The 17,331-nt window shown below is 61.9% G+C and carries 21 protein-coding genes and 3 tRNA genes; 14 read left to right on the top strand and 10 right to left on the bottom strand.

The window, feature by feature from the left end; genetic code table 11:
* Positions 1–10 precede the first annotated feature (10 nt).
* The 5 genes from FJ942_RS13050 to FJ942_RS13030 are packed head-to-tail and all read right to left on the bottom strand — an operon-like array spanning position 11 to position 4,560.
* On the bottom strand, positions 11–772 hold the full coding sequence (locus tag FJ942_RS13050) for an MBL fold metallo-hydrolase (RefSeq protein ID WP_140493617.1): 762 nt from the start codon (positions 770–772) through the stop codon (positions 11–13).
* A 2-nt stretch (positions 773–774) separates the two neighbouring features.
* Positions 775–1,839, bottom strand: coding sequence for an ABC transporter ATP-binding protein (locus FJ942_RS13045; protein ID WP_140558697.1), 1,065 nt, complete (start codon positions 1,837–1,839; stop codon positions 775–777).
* A complete protein-coding gene (locus FJ942_RS13040; RefSeq protein WP_140517632.1) occupies positions 1,836–2,618 on the bottom strand; it encodes an ABC transporter permease in 783 nt (260 codons plus the stop codon). Before FJ942_RS13040 ends, FJ942_RS13045 begins: the two co-directional genes overlap by 4 nt.
* A 1-nt stretch (position 2,619) precedes the next feature.
* A complete protein-coding gene (locus FJ942_RS13035; protein ID WP_140517631.1) occupies positions 2,620–3,459 on the bottom strand; it encodes an ABC transporter permease in 840 nt (279 codons plus the stop codon).
* A 9-nt stretch (positions 3,460–3,468) separates the two neighbouring features.
* Positions 3,469–4,560 carry a spermidine/putrescine ABC transporter substrate-binding protein gene (locus tag FJ942_RS13030; RefSeq protein WP_140897917.1) on the bottom strand — a complete coding sequence of 364 codons (1,092 nt, stop codon included), beginning with the start codon at positions 4,558–4,560 and terminating at the stop codon, positions 3,469–3,471.
* Between the two features lie 91 nt (positions 4,561–4,651).
* Between FJ942_RS13030 and FJ942_RS13025 the strand changes: the two genes are divergently transcribed.
* The 3 genes from FJ942_RS13025 (at position 4,652) to FJ942_RS13015 (ending at position 6,469) form a co-directional block, all read left to right on the top strand.
* Complete coding sequence (locus tag FJ942_RS13025) at positions 4,652–5,266, top strand: TetR/AcrR family transcriptional regulator (RefSeq protein ID WP_140897915.1); 615 nt, start codon at positions 4,652–4,654, stop codon at positions 5,264–5,266.
* Positions 5,267–5,492: 226 nt separating this feature from the next.
* Entirely contained in the window at positions 5,493–5,843 is a 351-nt protein-coding gene (locus FJ942_RS28500) for a hypothetical protein (RefSeq protein WP_181169899.1), read from the top strand.
* A 56-nt stretch (positions 5,844–5,899) separates the two neighbouring features.
* A complete protein-coding gene (locus tag FJ942_RS13015; protein WP_140897910.1) occupies positions 5,900–6,469 on the top strand; it encodes a DUF2569 family protein in 570 nt (189 codons plus the stop codon).
* Positions 6,470–6,609: 140 nt separating this feature from the next.
* Here FJ942_RS13015 and FJ942_RS13010 read toward each other — a convergent pair.
* Positions 6,610–6,685, bottom strand: a tRNA-Thr gene (locus tag FJ942_RS13010).
* A gap of 159 nt (positions 6,686–6,844) precedes the next feature.
* Here FJ942_RS13010 and FJ942_RS13005 point away from each other — a divergent pair.
* From FJ942_RS13005 to FJ942_RS12990, 4 genes are all read left to right on the top strand, one after another.
* Positions 6,845–7,015 carry a hypothetical protein gene (locus tag FJ942_RS13005; protein ID WP_140897908.1) on the top strand — a complete coding sequence of 57 codons (171 nt, stop codon included), beginning with the start codon at positions 6,845–6,847 and terminating at the stop codon, positions 7,013–7,015.
* Between the two features lie 211 nt (positions 7,016–7,226).
* Positions 7,227–7,430: a hypothetical protein gene (locus FJ942_RS13000; RefSeq protein WP_140897906.1), complete on the top strand. Its 204-nt coding sequence runs from the start codon at positions 7,227–7,229 to the stop codon at positions 7,428–7,430.
* 215 nt (positions 7,431–7,645) lie between these two features.
* Positions 7,646–7,951: a BA14K family protein gene (locus tag FJ942_RS12995; protein WP_140493582.1), complete on the top strand. Its 306-nt coding sequence runs from the start codon at positions 7,646–7,648 to the stop codon at positions 7,949–7,951.
* A 211-nt stretch (positions 7,952–8,162) separates the two neighbouring features.
* Positions 8,163–8,522 carry a hypothetical protein gene (locus FJ942_RS12990; protein WP_140493579.1) on the top strand — a complete coding sequence of 120 codons (360 nt, stop codon included), beginning with the start codon at positions 8,163–8,165 and terminating at the stop codon, positions 8,520–8,522.
* Here the strand turns inward: FJ942_RS12990 and bhcR are convergent, their stop codons facing one another.
* A complete protein-coding gene (gene bhcR, locus FJ942_RS12985; RefSeq protein WP_140517623.1) occupies positions 8,523–9,344 on the bottom strand; it encodes an HTH-type transcriptional regulator BhcR in 822 nt (273 codons plus the stop codon).
* Between the two features lie 214 nt (positions 9,345–9,558).
* Here bhcR and gcl point away from each other — a divergent pair, with 214 nt between their 5' ends.
* From gcl to FJ942_RS12965, 3 genes are all read left to right on the top strand, one after another.
* Entirely contained in the window at positions 9,559–11,340 is a 1,782-nt protein-coding gene (gene gcl, locus FJ942_RS12980) for a glyoxylate carboligase (protein ID WP_140564609.1), read from the top strand.
* A gap of 20 nt (positions 11,341–11,360) precedes the next feature.
* On the top strand, positions 11,361–12,158 hold the full coding sequence (gene hyi / locus FJ942_RS12975) for a hydroxypyruvate isomerase (RefSeq protein WP_140897904.1): 798 nt from the start codon (positions 11,361–11,363) through the stop codon (positions 12,156–12,158).
* A gap of 223 nt (positions 12,159–12,381) precedes the next feature.
* Entirely contained in the window at positions 12,382–13,269 is an 888-nt protein-coding gene (locus tag FJ942_RS12965; RefSeq protein WP_140897902.1) for a 2-hydroxy-3-oxopropionate reductase, read from the top strand.
* A 71-nt stretch (positions 13,270–13,340) separates the two neighbouring features.
* On the opposite strand, the gene FJ942_RS12960 is transcribed toward FJ942_RS12965, so the two are convergent.
* Positions 13,341–14,186 carry an RNA methyltransferase gene (locus FJ942_RS12960; RefSeq protein WP_140897900.1) on the bottom strand — a complete coding sequence of 282 codons (846 nt, stop codon included), beginning with the start codon at positions 14,184–14,186 and terminating at the stop codon, positions 13,341–13,343.
* Positions 14,187–14,383: 197 nt separating this feature from the next.
* Here FJ942_RS12960 and FJ942_RS12955 point away from each other — a divergent pair.
* A tRNA-Tyr gene (locus FJ942_RS12955) sits at positions 14,384–14,468 on the top strand.
* Positions 14,469–14,558: 90 nt separating this feature from the next.
* Positions 14,559–14,632 (top strand) — tRNA-Gly (locus FJ942_RS12950).
* 83 nt (positions 14,633–14,715) lie between these two features.
* On the opposite strand, the gene FJ942_RS12945 is transcribed toward FJ942_RS12950, so the two are convergent.
* Entirely contained in the window at positions 14,716–15,174 is a 459-nt protein-coding gene (locus FJ942_RS12945) for a YidB family protein (protein WP_140517618.1), read from the bottom strand.
* A 129-nt stretch (positions 15,175–15,303) separates the two neighbouring features.
* Here FJ942_RS12945 and FJ942_RS12940 point away from each other — a divergent pair, with 129 nt between their 5' ends.
* Positions 15,304–15,561, top strand: a complete 258-nt coding sequence (locus FJ942_RS12940) for a GlsB/YeaQ/YmgE family stress response membrane protein (RefSeq protein WP_140493554.1) — start codon at positions 15,304–15,306, stop codon at positions 15,559–15,561.
* A 239-nt stretch (positions 15,562–15,800) separates the two neighbouring features.
* On the opposite strand, the gene FJ942_RS12935 is transcribed toward FJ942_RS12940, so the two are convergent.
* The gene (locus tag FJ942_RS12935; RefSeq protein WP_140517617.1) at positions 15,801–16,688 is read right to left on the bottom strand and encodes a DMT family transporter; all 888 of its coding nucleotides are present in this window, start codon (positions 16,686–16,688) and stop codon (positions 15,801–15,803) included.
* A gap of 293 nt (positions 16,689–16,981) precedes the next feature.
* On the opposite strand from FJ942_RS12935, the gene FJ942_RS12930 reads away from it, so the two are divergent.
* On the top strand, positions 16,982–17,331 hold a 350-nt coding region (locus tag FJ942_RS12930), incomplete at its 3' end, for a GTP-binding protein (RefSeq protein WP_181169896.1).

Raw genomic sequence — 17,331 nt, 5'->3', positions numbered from 1 at the left:
AAGCTGATTGTCAGGAGCGTGGTTGCAGATGGCAGCCGGCCTGGCGTTTCTGTGCCAGATACTCGTCGATCAGCTGGCGATAGCGCACCTTGCCGAAACTCGGGAAATGGCCGCCATGCACGACCGAGACGTCGAGGTCGCGCATGGCAAGCAGCGTCTGCAAATAATCATCGATATCGGAATGGTAGACGTCGTCGATCAGCGGGCCGTCATAGATGATGTCGCCGGAAAGCAGGATGCGGGTCTTCTTCTCGTACAGAGCGATACCGCCTGGCGAATGGCCGGGCGTGTGGATCACCTCGAAGGCGCGATCGCCGAGGTCGACGATATCGCCATGTTCGAGCAGGCGGTCCGCCGGGGCGGGCATGATGCGATAGCGCGCCGTATCCCAACCTTGTGGCTGGCGATCGAACATCTCTTCATTGGCGTAGCGGTCCGCCACCGTCCATTCGTTGCGCGGATCGGTCAGAATCTCCGCCTCGGCGCGGTGCACGCAGCGGTCGGGAAATTCATGGTGGCAGCCTATATGATCGAAATGCGTGTGGCTGGCGACGCAGGTGAGCTTGCGCTCGCTGACCAGCGGCACATGGCGCCTGAGGCTGAAATGGCCAAGCCCGGTATCGAACAGCAGGTCGCGGTCGCGACCGCGCACATGCCACATATTACAGCGGAAGAACGGTTTGATCCATGGCTCGTGGATCAGCGTGACACCGTCGCCCATGCGGATGGTTTCGTACCAGTCAGGTGCGTCGACGACCGCAAGCATGCCCATGTTCAATCCGTCAGCAGGATGATCTTGTCTGTATCGCAGGAAACCGAGACCGTGTCGCCCGGCTGCACGACGGACGTCGCGGGCAGTTTGGCGATGAATTGCAGCGTGGCGTCTTCAGTGGAGACCGCGAGCACGCGCTTGAAGCTGCCCTGGAAAACGACATCGCTGACCTGCGCCTTGCCCAGCTTTGTGGCGCCTGAGGTCGCGCCCAGGGCAAGGTGCTCCGGCCGGATGGCCAAGGCAACCGCCGATCCCACCGGCAACGCTCCGGACGCCGAGACCGGCCCGACCTGTGTTGCGACAGTGCTTGTCCTGTCCATCATCTCCGCCACCGTTCCGCGAAGAATGGTGCTCTCGCCCATGAAAGTCGCCGAAAAGCGTGTCTTTGGGCGCGCATAGACGCGTTCGGGCGGCCCTTCGTCCTCGATGCGGCCGTCACTCATCACCACGCAGTGGTCGGCCAGCGCCATCGCTTCTTCCTGGTCGTGGGTGACATGGATGAAGGCGGTGCCGACGCGCTTCTGGATCGCTTTCAATTCGTCCTGCATCTGCCGGCGCAGTTTGAGGTCGAGCGCGCCGAGCGGCTCGTCGAGCAGCAGCACCGCCGGCTCGATCACCAGTGCGCGCGCCAGCGCTACGCGCTGCCGCTGGCCGCCGGAGAGCTGGTGCGGCTTCTTGTCGAAGGCGGCATCCAGCCCGACCAGCGCCAGCGTCTCACGCGCCCGCGCGGCGCGTGCCGCGCCATCGACGCCTTGCATGCGCAGGCCAAAACCGACATTGCCGCCGACGCTCATATGCGGAAACAGCGCATAATCCTGGAACACCGTCGTTGTCGGGCGCTTTGCCGGCGGAACGGCGGTGCAGTCCTCGCCTCGGATGAACACCTTGCCTTCGCTCGGTGTGACGAAGCCGCCCAAAATCGACAAAAGCGTCGTCTTGCCGGAGCCCGACGGTCCGAGCAGGATGGTGTAGCTACCGGGCTCGATCCGCAGCGATACGTCTTTCAGCACCGCCAGCTGGCCGAAACGGTGCGAGACCCCGCGGATGTCGACCAGGGGCGCGCTCATGCCGGCTTCCTCCGCAGCAATGTCAATTCGAACAGCACCACCAGCACGATGGAAACGGCGAACACCAGCGAGCCGACTGCGTTGGTCTTGGGGTTGAGGCCAGAGCGCAGCAGATTCCAGATTTCGACCGGCAGCGTGGTTTCGAAGCGTGTCAGCAGGAAGGAGATCACGAATTCGTCCCAGGAAAAGGTCATCGACAGGAAGAAGCCGGCGAAGATGGCCGGCGCCATGACAGGCACAGTAATCAAGAGCAGCACTTTCCATTCCGGCGCGCCGAGATCGCGCGCGGCGCGCTCGATGTTGATCTGGTGGTCGCCCATCTGGCTGTAGACGATGGCGAAGCAGAGCGGCAGGTTGATCACGACATGGCCGATGCCGGCGGCCATCAGCGATTTCGGCACGCCGGCCCAGTTGAACAGCACCAGCAGCCCCATGCCGATGATGAGATAGCTGACGGTAAGCGGTAGCGTGATCAACCCTCGCAGCAGGGCCGAACCCGGCAGCACGAAGCGCGCGAACGCCCAGGCGCTGAGGAAGCCGAGCGTGACGGCCGCGAGCGACGAAAGGACGGCCACCAGCAGCGAGTTCACCAGCGCCGAGGTCAGCCGCGTATCGGACAGGACGGCCTGGTACCAGCGCAGCGACGGGCCGGTGAAGGGCGGGATGGGGAAGGAGGTTGCCTGCAGCGAGAACAGCACGAGCACGATCACCGGCAGGAAAATGAAGGCATAGATGGCGATCGCGTAGAGACAGGAAGCGGTTCGGACGATCAGGCGCATCTCAGGCCCGCTCGATCTTCAGCCAGCGGGCGCAGGCGAGATAGGCGATGGTCACGACCGCCATCAGGATAATCGACAGGGCGGAGGCCAGCGGAAAATCGCCGCGCCGGCCGATCTGCATCATCACCAGCTGCGGCATGACCAGCTCGTTGTTGCCGCCGAGGATCTGCGGCGTGATGTAGTCGCCGATGCACAGCACGAAGGTCAGGAAGGCGCCGACCATGATGCCGGGCAAGGTCAGCGGCAGGATGACATGCAGGAAGGTGCGCACCGGCCCGGCGCCGAGATCAGCGGCGGCCTTGCGGTAGCTCGGACTGAGCTGCTTCAAATTGGCGAAGATCGTCAGCGTCAAAAGCATGACGAAGAAATGCACGAAGCCGGTCACGGTGGCGAAGCGCGTATTGGCGAGCTGCAGCGGTTCGCTGGTCAAGCCGATGCCGGTCAGCGTCCGGTTGATGACGCCGTTCTGCGCCAGCACCAGAAGCCAGGAATAGGAGCGCACGACATAGGACGTCCAGAACGGCAGCACGGCCAGCATCAGCGCCAGCCGCTGCCAGCGTTCCGGCACCTGTTCGGCCAGGATCCAGGCGAAAGGATAGGCGAGCAGCACCGAGACCACGGTGACGATCGCCGTCACCTCCAGCGAATTCACCATCGCTTGCCAATAGGCAGGATTGGTGAAGAACTGGCTGTAATTGGCTGATGTGAAGCCGCCGCCCTCATGCGACGTCAGGCTGGAAAGCCCCATGGCGATGAAAGGCAACACGAAGAACAGCAAGGTCCAGCCGAGCGCCGGCGTAACCAGCGCCCAAGGCAGGGCCTTGTTCGCGGTGCTGCTCACGACGGCCGTCTACTGCGCCTGCAGCATCTCGGTCCACATGTCCTGCATCTTCTTGTCGAGATCGGCATTCGGCGCCGGATAGGCCTGGGCGCGGGCAAGGAATTCGGGCTGCTCGTCGAAGCGCAGGATCTTCTTCTGGTCGTCGGTGAGTGCCGCCTTGCTGTTCGCCGGCATGCCCCAATAGCAGGACGAGGTGGCAAGCCGCGCCTGGCCTTCCGGGCTCATGATGTATTGGATGAATTTCAGCGCCACGTCCTTGTTCTTGGAGTCCTTGAACATGGCCAGCGACTGCGACCACAGCACCGCTCCCTCCTTGGGGATCGAGAAGTCCAGCGCCGGGTTCTCCTTGGCCAGGCCCGCCGTCACCCATTCGCCGCCGCCGACCAGAATATCGACTTCACCGGTGGCGAGCGCTGTCTGGCTGGCGGTCACCTCGCCGACCAGCTTGGCGTTGGCCTTCATCTTGAGCAGTTCGGCCTTGAGGGCGGGAAGATCGGCCTCGGTGAGTTCAGCCGTTTTCTTGCCGATGGCGAGTGCCGCCATGCCGATGACCGGCAGGTAATAATCGTAGATGGCGACCTTGCCCTTGTACTTGTCGCTTGTCAGCGACGCCAAGGATTGCATGTCGGCCGGGTCGACCTTGGTCTTGTTGAAGCCGATCGTGTTGTAGCCGAACTTTTCGGTGATGCCGTAGCGCTTGCCGCCGACCACGGTGGAGTTGTCCATCTTCACCTGCGGAAAGAGGTCGCCCAACGGCAGCTTGTCCTCCGGCAGCGGCTCGAACAGGCCTTTTTCCACGCCGCGCGGCACGTCGATGCTGTCGATCACCATCACGTCCCAGTCGCCGGGTTGCGACTGTTCGACGATGGCGAGCCCCGCGCCGGTGCCCTCGAATTCCTTGACGTTGACCTTGACGTTGTTGGCCTCTTCGAAGGGCTGCAGCAGCGCCGGGTCGGCATGATCGCACCAGATCAGGGCGTTGAGATCGGCGGCCTGGCTGGCGCCGGCTGCTGAGAGCATCAGTGCCGTGGCGCCGCAAGCGGCGCCCAGATGTCTCTTCAGGATTGAAAGCGGATTGTTGGCTGCGGATCGTGCGGACATCGAGTGTTCTCCCTTGCCTTTGTGGCTTCTTGCAAAAAGTTGAACCAATTCTAAAATTGAGTCAATTCTGTTTTTGTGGCAGACAGCCGGTATGAATGGATTGAGGGCAAGGCAAAAGGCCGACCGGCACCGCCGCATCATCCAGGCGGCGGCCGAGCTTTTCCGCGAGGCCGGCTATGAAGGCGCCAAGATCGAGGTGATCGCGGCCCAGGCCGAAGTGTCGATCGGGACGATTTACAATTACTACCAGAATAAGGGCGACATCCTCGGCGCCATCGTCTCCATGGAGGTCAACGAGGTGCTGAATGCCGGGCGAGGCGTGGTCGACAGCCCACCGGCCAATGTCGGCGATGCGCTGGACACGCTGATCGGCATCTATATCGAGCACTCCTTGCACTATCTCAGCAAGGAGATGTGGCGCCAGGCGATGGCGATCTCGACGCAACTGCCCGACAGCCCGTTCGGCCAGGCCTACACGGCGCTCGACCGCGCTCTGACGCAACAGATCCGCGCCCTGATCGCAAGGCTGCAGGAGATCGGCCTGGTGCGGCGCGACATCGACGGGCAGGCGGTGGGTGAGCTGGTCTTCAACAACATGAACATGATGTTCATCGAGTTCGTGAAGCGCGACGAGGCAAGGATAGCGGAACTGCGCGCGGCGATCCGACGGCAGAACCGGATCCTGGTGGCGGCGATCGGGGTGTGAGGATGGAAGCGACCGCGGCATGAAACCAGCTTCCGCTGCCAGTGTGACTGACGATGAGTGCCAACGGCGGCGCCCGTCTACACCGCAGGGCTCCCGTGCACGGTATGGCCTAGCGGCTTGATGTTGCGGGGATGACAGCGTAGCCGCCGGCCTAACCAGCGATCCCTTCGAAGCATCGACCGAAGGGAAAGCAGACGCGCGTCCGCAGTGGCGCAGGTAAAAATCAGTGATCGGTCGGATCGATCTTCGTCAGGCGCTCTCGCGCTTCGCTCACACGCCGCTGCGCGGACCTTATCCTGCTGCAAAGCGCGAGATTGATGCCGACGCCACAGTCTCCGTCCAGCATTTCTTCCGCTCGTTTGAGGGCGAGTTCCGCTCGGCCAATTCGCTGCCTGGCTCTGGCCAGTTCCAATTCCAAGAGTTCGATCATTGTTCCGCTACAGAGTTTGCGGTCCCTTCGATCGTTAACCGTCTCCGGCCGGGTTTGGTTCCGGGTTACCGGCTCGAGAGCCAGGAACAGGCAGGAGAAAGTCGCCGCTTCGGCATCCACCTCATTGTACGCGAGTTCACCTCTTGAGTTGAGTTTAAAATCTGATACAACTTATAGGGGCAAACGAAGGGGAGAGATGGTAAATGGGGACGTTTTCAATCTGGCATTGGGCGATCGTACTGCTGATCATCGGCGTGCCTGTTTTCTTTGCGGTTCGCTCAGCCGTGAAGCCGTCACAGGGCCCGGCGGCTCTTATAGGATTCGGTGGCTGGCTTATGGTGCTGGCGATCGGTCAGGTGTCGTCGCCGCTGCGCACGCTCGCCGACTTGGCCAATTCGGCCGAGGGTTACCGGCAACTCATGCCCCTGCCAAATGGACTGGTTGCGGTTTATAGCGAGGTTGCCCTCAATCTGGCATTTCTGGCGCTTCAACTGGTTGTGCTCATTTCGATGCTGCGGCGAAGCCGACGCTTTCCACAATTGTTTCTGGTTCAGTGGATTGCGATACCGGTTGTGTTCGTCCTGGACACGATCTTGATCTCATCAACTCTAGGCGTCCCGGTGAGCCAGATCCTTGCTGGAGATGCGCTGGCGACACCCGTCCTGTCGTTCATCCTCACCGGGGCTTGGGTCGCCTACGTCTACAAGTCCGTCAGGGTGAAGAACACGTTCTGCGGCGAAGTGGCAGCCGGCCAGGTTGCGACAGCCTCCTAGCGAAAGTCCGCTGGGTTTCGCCTCTTCGCATGAGCAGTCCTCCTGCGACAGGCTTCGGAGGACACTCCTTCGTTTTGCGAGATCTGGTGTTCTTATAACGGGCTGGGTGGCCTGCCACCCGAAGCTTGAAGAGTGAAGGGTGGTGCCCCCGGCAGGAATCGAACCCGCGACCTTCGGTTTACAAAACCGCTGCTCTACCAGCTGAGCTACAAGGGCATGCGGCACCGGTTAGCCATATTTGCGGCGCCAGTAAAGACAAATGTCGGTTTTGAGGCGCTCATGAACGCTGCCGGGCAACAGACACGGCATCCTGAAAATGGCCAATTCGCTTCCTATATCCTACGGCAGGTGCAATCGCTTGGGCGAGGCTGTCGCATGATCAGATTCGTCATCATCCTGTCGATCGTCGTCATAGCCTGGATGCTGCTGGTGAAGCTCATCAGGGACGTCAAGAACGCCAACATCGACTGGACCGGCGTCACCACCATTATCGGCTTCATCGCGCTCGCCTTCTGGCTGCGCCATGTCACGGGCATGGGGTGGTGAATAGTAGTCAGTAGTCAGTAGTCAGTAGTCAGTAGTCAGTAGTCAGCCTGCTGCTCATAGCCTACTACTCACTACTCACTACTCACGATTCATCCCGTCTCCGGCCTTGCCGAAAAAAATCTCCTCCACCTTTCGAACCTTTTCCCGCGCCGCGCCGACTGATGGTCAGAGGCGAATGGGTCACCTCGATCAAAAGATCCAGGAGATCATCATGTTCAAGCGCACTCTCACCTCAGGCCTCATTGCCATCTTCGTCGCCACCGGCGCGCTCGTCGGCACCGTCGGCACGTCATCAGCCCACGCCATGCACAGCCATCATCACCACCACCACAATCATCACAAGAAGCACTTCAAGAAGTTCTGGTGGAAGCACCACAACCATCATCACCACAAGCACGGCAGGGTGTTCCTTTGATGGAGGGACCCAATTCTCCCGAGAGGGCGGCTTCGGCCGCCTTTTTGTTGGGCGAAGCGGCGCGGTCATCAATCTCTCGCCAAGCTCTTGCAGGTCGCCGTCAGCGCGACCTCCTCGGTTCACGCCCAAAAAAGATTCGAACCTTTTTCTTGTGCCGAACGACAGAAGATCAAGAGGCGGATGGGTCGCCTCTCAAACGAAGCAAGGAGATCATCATGTTCAAGCGCGCACTCGTTTCCAGCCTCATCGCCACCACCGTCGCCGCCACCGCTCTAGTCGGCACCGTTCAGCCCTCGGCGGCTCATTCGCATCACCACCACCATGGCCTCGGCATCGGCATCGCCGCCGGCGTCGGGGGTTTTGTCCTGGGCAGCCTGCTTGCCCAGCCCCGCGCTGTCTATGTGGATGAGGACGGCGGCTCGTGGCACGTCCGCCGCTGCTTCGATCGCTATTCGAGCTACGATCCGGACTCCGACACCTACATCGGTTACGACGGCTATCGCCATTACTGCCGTCTCTGAGAGGAGGGAGCACCGTTCAGCACCAGAAGAGGGGCTCAGGCGAGCCTCTTTTCTATTGCTTAGACAGCGGCACGCCTGTTGGATAGCCGACTTTCAACGAGATGCCTGAAAGTCCTCGGTTTTGTCGATGCGATCGGCAATGTACAGGCATTTCCCGAAGGCCTAATCTGCTTTGGCGATGATCTGCGGGCGATATGGGGGAGGGTGATCCTTGGACGAGCAGGACCCGAAAGAGGAACAGGTCGAGATTATTTTCCGCAACGGCACGGTCACGGCCGTCGGCATCCTGCTGGCGTTTTCGCTGGGATTCATCACGCATTGGGCCGCAAATCCGATCCCATGGCAGACCTATCATCTCGTCGCCGTGCTGCCGATCCTGGCCGGCATCGCCTTGCAGATGCGGGCACTGTCGCTTCTGCTCGACACAAAGTGCCTGCGGCTGAGCGCCTATGAACGCGCCAACCGCATCTTCATCACCGGCCTCGTCTTCACCGCCTGCGGTGTCGGCATGGCGATCCTGCTCGATTTCTTCGATCTTGCGAGCAGAAGCGCGTTGCCCGGAGCAGGTTAATCATCCGGTTTGCACGCCGCCGATCATCTTGGTCACCTCGGCCGCGGCGCTGTGCACCAGCGGGCCGATCTCGGCCAGCCGTTCAGGCGTCACCCGAACCGTCGGGCCCGACACCGAGACTCCGCCGATCGGCTCGCCGAATTCGTTGAAGATGGCTGATGCCACGCAGCGCATGCCTGGATGCCGTTCCTCGTCATCGACCGACCAGCCGCGCAGCTTGATCGTCGCGAGATCATGCGCGAGGGCAGGGATGTCGGACAGCGTCCTGTCGGTAAAGCGCTGCAGGCCGGCCTTGCGCAGGATGGCTCCGACGCGCTCCGGCTCGAGATGGGCCAGCACCGCCTTGCCGATGCCGGAGGCATGAAAAGGGCTGCGCGTCCCCGGTCGGAAGAAGGCGCGAATTGCCTGGTGCGTCTCGACCTGGCTGACGAACACCACGCAATCGTCCTCGGCGACGCCGAGATTGGCGGTCTCGCCGGTTTTCTCCATCAGCTCCTGCATGACGATGCGCGCGCGGTCGACCAGCTTGCGGCGGCGCAGGAACGCCGCGCCCATCCGATAGGTCTCGACGCCGATCGACCAAAGCTGGTCCGAACTGTCGAACTCGACCATGCCGTGGTTTTCGAGCGTCGTCAGCATGCGGTAGGCGGTAGAGGCGGCCAGACCGCTTTGCGCGGATATCTCGCTCAGCGACAGGCCGCTGCCTTCGGCAACGATGGCCAGGATGCGCAAGGCCCGGTCCAACGACTGCACCGAAGCCGCTTCCGAGGGGCCGTTGAAGGCGCGCGGCCGGCCGCGCTGGCGTTTTTCAGCGGTTTCCATTTACGCCATCATGCACGATTTTCCCGAACGGACAATGAAAAAGTTTTTCACGCGTTCTGCATTGCCACTTTTTGGAAAACAAAAAGACAAAGGAAATCAATTGGCAACGGCAGCTTCCTAGAAATGAAAAAATATTCTGAAAAAATTGAAAAATAGCCGGCTTGCTGACATTCTCGGTCATCCAACAATCACAACCCTGTGGAGGGTCGGAACAATGGCCAGGATGCGCGCTGTCGATGCTGCGGTTCTCGTTCTCGAAAAGGAAGGCATCGCCTGCGCCTTCGGTGTGCCGGGCGCGGCGATCAATCCGCTCTACTCGGCCCTGAAGGCGAGGGGCACGATCCGCCATGTGCTGGCCCGTCATGTCGAGGGCGCGTCGCACATGGCCGAAGGTTTTACCAGGGCCAAGGCAGGCAATATCGGGCTCTGCATCGGCACGTCTGGCCCAGCCGGCACCGACATGATCACCGGGCTCTACTCGGCCGCAGCCGATTCCATCCCGATCCTCTGCATCACCGGCCAGGCGCCGCGGGCGCGGCTGAACAAGGAGGATTTCCAGGCCGTCGACATCGCCGCTATCGCGTCGCCCGTCGCCAAATGGGCGGTCACCGTCATGGAGCCTTATCTCGTGCCGATGGCGCTGCAGAAGGCATTCCACCTGATGAGGTCTTCGCGCCCGGGACCGGTGCTGATCGACCTGCCGGTCGACGTCCAATTGGCCGAGATCGAGTTCGACATCGACGCCTACGAGCCGCTGGCGCCGTTCAAGCCGGCGATGACGCGCGCCCAGGCCGAAAAGGCTCTGGCGATGCTCAACGCCGCTGAAAAGCCGCTGATCGTCGCCGGCGGCGGCATCATCAATGCCGATGCGTCGGACCTGCTGATAGAATTCGCCGAGATTACCGGCGTGCCCGTCATCCCGACGCTGATGGGCTGGGGCGCGATCCCCGACGACCATCGGCTGATGGCCGGCATGTGCGGCCTGCAGACCTCGCACCGCTATGGCAACGCGACGATGCTGGAAGCCGACTTCGTCTTCGGCATCGGCAACCGCTGGGCCAACCGCCACACCGGTTCGGTCGATGTCTACACCAAGGGAAAAAAGTTCATCCATGTCGACATCGAGCCGACGCAGATCGGCCGTGTGTTCGCCCCGGATCTCGGCGTCGTCTCGGATGCGGGGGCTGCGCTGAAGATGCTGCTCGACGTCGCCACCGAGTGGAAAACGGCCGGAATACTGCGCGACTGGTCGGGCTGGGCGAAGGAATGCCAGGACCGCAAGAAGACCATGAAGCGCAAGACGCATTTCGACCAGGTGCCGCTCAAGCCGCAGCGCGTCTATGAGGAGATGAACAAGGCGTTCGGGCGCGACGTCACCTACGTCACCACGATCGGCCTGTCGCAGATCGCCGGCGCGCAGTTCCTGCATGTCTACAAGCCCCGCAACTGGATCAATTGCGGCCAGGCCGGCCCGCTCGGCTGGACACTGCCGGCAGCCCTTGGCGTGCGCGCCGCCGATCCCGACCGCACCATCGTGGCGCTGTCGGGCGACTATGACTTCCAGTTCATGATCGAGGAACTGGCGGTCGGCGCGCAGCACAAACTGCCCTACATCCACGTCGTCGTGAACAATGCCTATCTCGGCCTGATCCGCCAGGCGCAGCGCGGCTTCTCGATGGATTACGAGGTCAGCCTTGCTTTCGAGAACATCAACCGATCGGACGATCCCGAGGCCGGCTACGGCGTCGACCACGTCGCTGTTGCCGAGGCGATGGGCTGCAAGGCGGTCAGGGTGCGCAAACCGGAAGAATTCGCCGGTGCCTTCATGGAGGCGCAGCGGCTGATGAAGGAGCATCAGGTTCCCGTAGTGCTCGAATTCATCCTCGAACGCGTCACCAATATCTCGATGGGCACCGAGATCGACAAGATCACCGAATTCGAAGACCTTGCCGAACATCAAGAGGATGCCCCGACAGCGATCGTCATGCTCGACTAGGACGGAAGAAGGACAAAAAAATGCCGCGTTTTTCAGCCAATCTTTCGATGCTCTTTGGCGAGCATGACTTCCTCGAACGTTTTGACGCAACTGCCCGCGCGGGCTTCAAAGGCGTCGAATATATAGGCCCCTACGACCATGCCCCCGAGGTGGTGGCCGCGCGGCTGAAGAAGAACGGCCTGACACAGGTGCTGTTCAACCTGCCGGCGGGCGATTGGGGCAAGGGCGAGCGCGGTATCGCCGTTTTGCCGGACCGAGTGCCGGAATTCCGCCAGGGCATCGCCAAGGCGATCACCTACGCGCAGGCGCTCGGCTGCTCACAGGTCAATTGCCTGGCCGGCATCGCGCCCGCCGGTGTCGACCGCAAGGTGCTCGAGGATGTCTTTGCCGAGAACCTCGCCTTCGCGGCGGAGAAACTGGAGCAGGCCGGTATCAAATTGCTGATCGAGCCGATCAACACGCGCGACATTCCAGGCTTCTTCCTCAATTATTCCGACCAGGCGCTGGCGCTGATCGACCGCGTCGGCTCGAAGAACCTGTTCCTGCAATACGACATCTACCACATGCAGATCATGGAGGGGGATCTCGCCCGTACCATCGAGGCAAACCTCGGCCGCATCGCGCATATCCAGCTTGCGGACAATCCCGGCCGTCACGAGCCGGGGACGGGCGAGATCAACTATCCCTTCCTGTACGAGCATATCGACCGCATTGGTTATTCCGGCTGGGTCGGCGCGGAATACAAGCCGAAGGCCGGAACTGAGCAAGGGTTGGGTTGGTTAAGGGAGCTGGCCGGGCAGGGAAGTGCCGCGGCTTAGCTGTCGAAATCGAACTCGCGTTCCTTCACGCCCTCCTCTGGCCTGTCGGCCATCTCCCCCACCAAGGGCGGAGGTTGGATGTCACCGGCGGCTTCGCTAAATTTTGAACCGGGAAAGTTGGGGCCAGCGCCGAAACTGCCAATCTCCCCACCTGTGGGGGAGATGGCCGGCAGGCCAGAGGGGGGCGTGAAGGAACGCAACCTCAACAAGACGGAGAACCACAATGGAAACCATCGGCTTCATCGGCCTTGGCATCATGGGCGCGCCGATGGCGGGACATTTGCTGGACGCCGGCTACACGGTGATCGCCAGCGACCACCGCTCCAGGCCACAGGCCGAACTGGTGGCCAAGGGACTGAAAACTGTCACCGGCCATGCCGCCGTGGCGAAGGCCGCCGATATCATCATCACCATGGTGCCCGACACACCGCAGGTGGCCGAGGTGCTGTTCGGCGACAACGGCGTCGCATCAGGTCTTTCCAAAGGCAAATTGGCCATCGACATGAGCTCGATCTCACCGATCGAGACCAAGGTCTTCGCCAAAAAAATCAACGAACTGGGCTGCGACTATCTCGATGCGCCGGTCTCGGGCGGCGAGGTGGGAGCCAAGGCCGCATCGCTGACCATCATGGTCGGCGGCGAGGAGAAGGCCTTCGAGCGCGCCAGGCCCGTTTTCGAGAAGATGGGCAAGAACATCACCCTGGTCGGACCGAACGGCGTCGGCCAGACCACCAAGGTCGCCAACCAGATCGTCGTCGCGCTGACCATTGAAGCCGTCGCCGAAGCGCTTGTTTTTGCTTCGAAAGCCGGCGCCGACCCCGCCAAGGTCAGGCAGGCGCTGATGGGCGGGTTGGCCGCCTCGCGCATCCTCGAAGTCCATGGTGAGCGCATGGTCAGGCGCACCTTCGCGCCGGGTTTCCGCATCGAACTGCACCAGAAGGATCTCAACCTTGCGCTGGAAGGGGCAAGGGCGCTCGGCGTCTCCCTGCCCAACACGTCGACCACCCAGCAACTGTTCAACTCCTGCGCCGCCAATGGCGGCGCCAGGGAGGATCACTCGGCCCTGGTCAGGGCGCTGGAGCGGATGGCCGGGCATGAGGTAGGGCAGTAGGGGCAGTAGGGCAGTGGGAGCCGCCCGTTCCGGGCGGATTGGAAACCCTACTGCCTTATTGCCGTACTGCCCTACTGCCTCAGGAATTTCCGTGCCGCATAAAGGCTTACCGCCGCCGCGTTCGACACGTTGAGCGAGCGGATCGCGCCGGGCATGTCGAGGCGGGCCAGTGTCGTCACCGTCTCGCGCGTCTTCTGGCGCAAGCCCTTGCCTTCCGCGCCCAGCACCAGGGCAAGCTTGTCGCCGGCAAAGCTCGTTTCGAGTTCGGCCGGGCCGTCCGAATCGAGACCGATTGTCTGGAAGCCGGCCTCGTGCAGTTGCGCGAGCGCGTCGGCCAGGTTCTTGACCTCGATCTGGTCGATATGTTCGAGCGCGCCCGAGGCTGATTTCGCCAGCACGCCCGATTCCTGCGGGCTGTGGCGCGCCGTGGTGATCAGCGCGCCGGCATCGAAGGCGACCGCCGAGCGCAGGATGGCGCCGACATTGTGCGGATCGGTGATCTGGTCGAGCACCAGCACCAGCTTTGTATCGCCGAGAGCGTCGAGTCGCTTGGGCTTCAGCGGCTCGGCCTCGATCAACGCGCCTTGGTGCACGGCATCCGAACCCGTGATCTTGTCGATGTCCCTGGGTTCGACCAGTTCCGCCTTGAAGGGAAGAGCCGCGAGGTCGGCCAGTCCCAGCCGCTCGGCGGCATTGCGCGTCACCAGCATTTTCCGGATCTTGCGGCGCGGATTGTCGAGTGCCGCGCGCACCGTATGCAGGCCATAGAGCCGCACCAGCCCGTGGGCTGCGTTCTCGCCCGGCGGCATGGGCTGGCGCGGCCGGAACGCCGGCGCGCCGCCGCTCTTTTCGTCGCGGTGTACACGACGCAGCTTGGCGTAGTGGGTGTCTTTCGGGGTGCCGGTCTTGTTGCTCATGGCCGGCTTCTATAGCGGTCTCCGGCGGCCAGGGATATGGCCCGTCGCCGCAGCCGGCGAACAACATCGAAAAACCCTTCCCACGCGGTTGACACCCACTGACCTTGCCGCCATAAGGCGCTTCGCTGATTTCGGAGAAGTGATACTCGGGTCCGGATCGGCAAGAATGCCTCGTTGCATGGCTCCGGCGGCAGACTGGAGAGGTGCCCGAGTGGTTAAAGGGGACGGACTGTAAATCCGTTGGCTTAGCCTACGTTGGTTCGAATCCAACCCTCTCCACCACTGCCGGCCCGGAAGCCCTGAAACGTGAAAGCATCGGAGGCGAAAAGCGCATGGCGCTTTTCCGCGGAATCCGATACTTCAGTGCACGGCGCGGGTATAGCTCAGTGGTAGAGCAGCAGCCTTCCAAGCTGAATATGCGGGTTCGATTCCCGCTACCCGCTCCAGATTTCCAACCCATGCCATCGGCAAGCTGAAACGCTGCGCGGCCAGGTCGCGCAGCGCTCCAGAGGATGGCTGTCCACTGGCTTCAGCTGTTGAAGGCCGACGCGACCTGGTGTTGCTGCGGCACCTGGCCGTTCGGCGTCAGCTTGTCGACGATGCCAGGCAAGGCTGCGGACAATTGCTTGAGCAGTTCCTGCTCGTCGAGTCCCGTCCGTTGCGCGATCTCGTGGATGACCTGCGGTCCGATCGCGTTGCCCAGGTCGTTGGCGTTGATCGGTTGGTTCTGACCGGTGCCGACCCAGGAATCGGCGACGTTGCCGTGGCCGGAGTTCTTCAATTTGTCGAGCAGGCCGCCCAGTCCGCCAAGCAGGCCGCCATCGCCGGCAGTGGTTTCACTGGGCTCGGCCGGTACGGGAGCTTGGGGTTGCTCCGGCTGTTCGGCACTCCTGCCGCTGAGCATCTTTCCGACCAGCAGCGCGCCGAGCGCGATCATCAGGGGTTTGGTGATGTTGCCGCCCGGAACGGCATTGTCAAACAGTCCCATCGTGGATCTCCTTGTCAACCAAGCCCGTCCCATCGTCACAATGACGCAATCGGGCGGAATTTCAAGCTGGCTTGAGCTTTTGACAATCATATGAAAATGATGGACGCGGCAGGGGATTGGAGAGGAAAAATGTCAATCATCAGCTGGATTATTCTGGGAGTCATCGCCGGCTTTCTTGGCAGCAAGATCGTCAACAAGAGCGGCCAGGGCATGATCATGGATATCGTGCTCGGCATTGTCGGCGCCATTGTCGGCGGCCTGATCTTCAGCGCTTTCGGCGCGTCGGGCGTGACCGGTCTCAACATATACAGCCTGATCGTCGCGGTGGTGGGCGCCGTGGTCGTGTTATGGGCTTACCACCAGTTCGCCGGCAAGCGGACTATTTAGCACCAGTCCCATTCCGAAGGTTCGGGATGGGATTTTATCCGTTCGCTTGTCCATGACCTTTCCCGAAACCGGATCCCGCCTTTCGGGTCATGCGCCCTCGTCTGTCCATCATCGGCGGTGTTTGCCACCGCGGAGCGCCGTCTGGCGCGTCCTATCTGACCCTCTTGAGGATCTCGCGGGCAGCGTGTTGAGCTTTGCGGCGAGACCCCCGGCGATAATCGGCCGCAACTGGAGCCGACTTAGGCCACGACAGTCAGCCGGCGCTTGCGCTGGTCGAGCGAGACGATGGCCAATCCGCTACCGACAACCAGAAGGATGCCGCAAATCGCCAGCGCGTTTGGGAATTGTCCGAACACCAGCAGGCCCGAAATCATCGCCCAGACGGTGAAGCAGTAGTAGAACGGCGCCACTGCGCTGGTCGGCCCGACGCGATAGGCCATGAAGATGAAGAAATGGCCGAAGATCAGGAAAAACCCGGCTCCGGCCATGAGCAGCAAATGATGTGCTCCGGGCATGATCCAGCGCTCTGAAACCAGGTGTGCCGCACCGGCGCCGATCAGCACCACGACGACGGCGGAGATCGCCACGATCATTCCCGGCACCTCGGCCGGAACCCGCCTGCCGGTGAGATCGCGCGCGGCCGACAATGCCGCATTGCCAAGCGCCAGCAAGGCGTAGACCGAGATGCCCTGCATGGTCGGTTGCGCCACCATCAGCGCGCCGATGAAGCCGAGACCGATCAGCGCCATGCGCTGGCCGCCGATCCGCTCGCCGAACAGGATGGAGGAGCCGACCAGCATCAAGAGCGGCGTGACCTGTCCGAGGGCGGTGGAATCGGCGATCTGCATGTTGGCGAGCGCCACGACGTAACAAAGGATGGCGGCCAGTTCGAGCAGGTTGCGGTGCAGCACGCGCTTGTCGAAGATCAGCGGGATCTGTTTGCCATAACCAAGCGCAAACAGCAGCGGAAAGCCCCAGAGCGCTGCCGCCGCGCCGCGCAGGAACAGCACTTCATAGGACGGCAGGCCCGCCGTGGCGAGCTTCATCATCGTATCGTTGACGAGATACGACCCGGTCGAGACGATCATGAACAGAGGGCCGCGAACGGCTGTCGGGATGAAATGCATCGGTGCAGGAAATCAGAGCGGGAACACCGCCGCAATGGGCCATGAAGCGCCGACAAATCCGACAGCGACCGACGAGCGGGGCGCGGGAGGCCGGCGCGATTGCGCAGGGGTTTAGGCCATTCCATTTCACGCGACACGTTCCTATATCAGCGCCATATCCCCGCAATCGGATCACGGGTTCGGGCCGAGTGAGAAGGCGCCCGGGCAAAAGACGCTTGTGTTTTTTGGCCTTTGTCGCTAATCGCCCCGCATTCGACTGAACTGAAGGTCCAGGCCGTCCAAGGAAAGAGACTATGGCAAAAGGTAAATTCGAGCGCACCAAGCCGCATGTGAACATCGGCACGATTGGCCACGTTGATCATGGCAAGACGTCTTTGACGGCAGCGATCACCAAGTATTTTGGCGAATACAAGCGCTATGACCAGATTGACGCGGCGCCGGAAGAGAAGGCGCGCGGCATCACGATTTCGACGGCTCACGTCGAGTACGAGACGGAGAACCGCCACTACGCCCATGTCGACTGCCCCGGCCACGCCGACTATGTGAAGAACATGATCACCGGTGCCGCGCAGATGGACGGCGCGATCCTGGTTGTGTCGGCCGCCGACGGCCCGATGCCGCAGACCCGCGAGCACATCCTTTT

The sequence above is a fragment of the Mesorhizobium sp. B2-4-2 genome, from assembly GCF_006442845.1.
Classification (GTDB): domain Bacteria; phylum Pseudomonadota; class Alphaproteobacteria; order Rhizobiales; family Rhizobiaceae; genus Mesorhizobium.
This window is presented reverse-complemented; position numbering and strand designations above follow the sequence as displayed.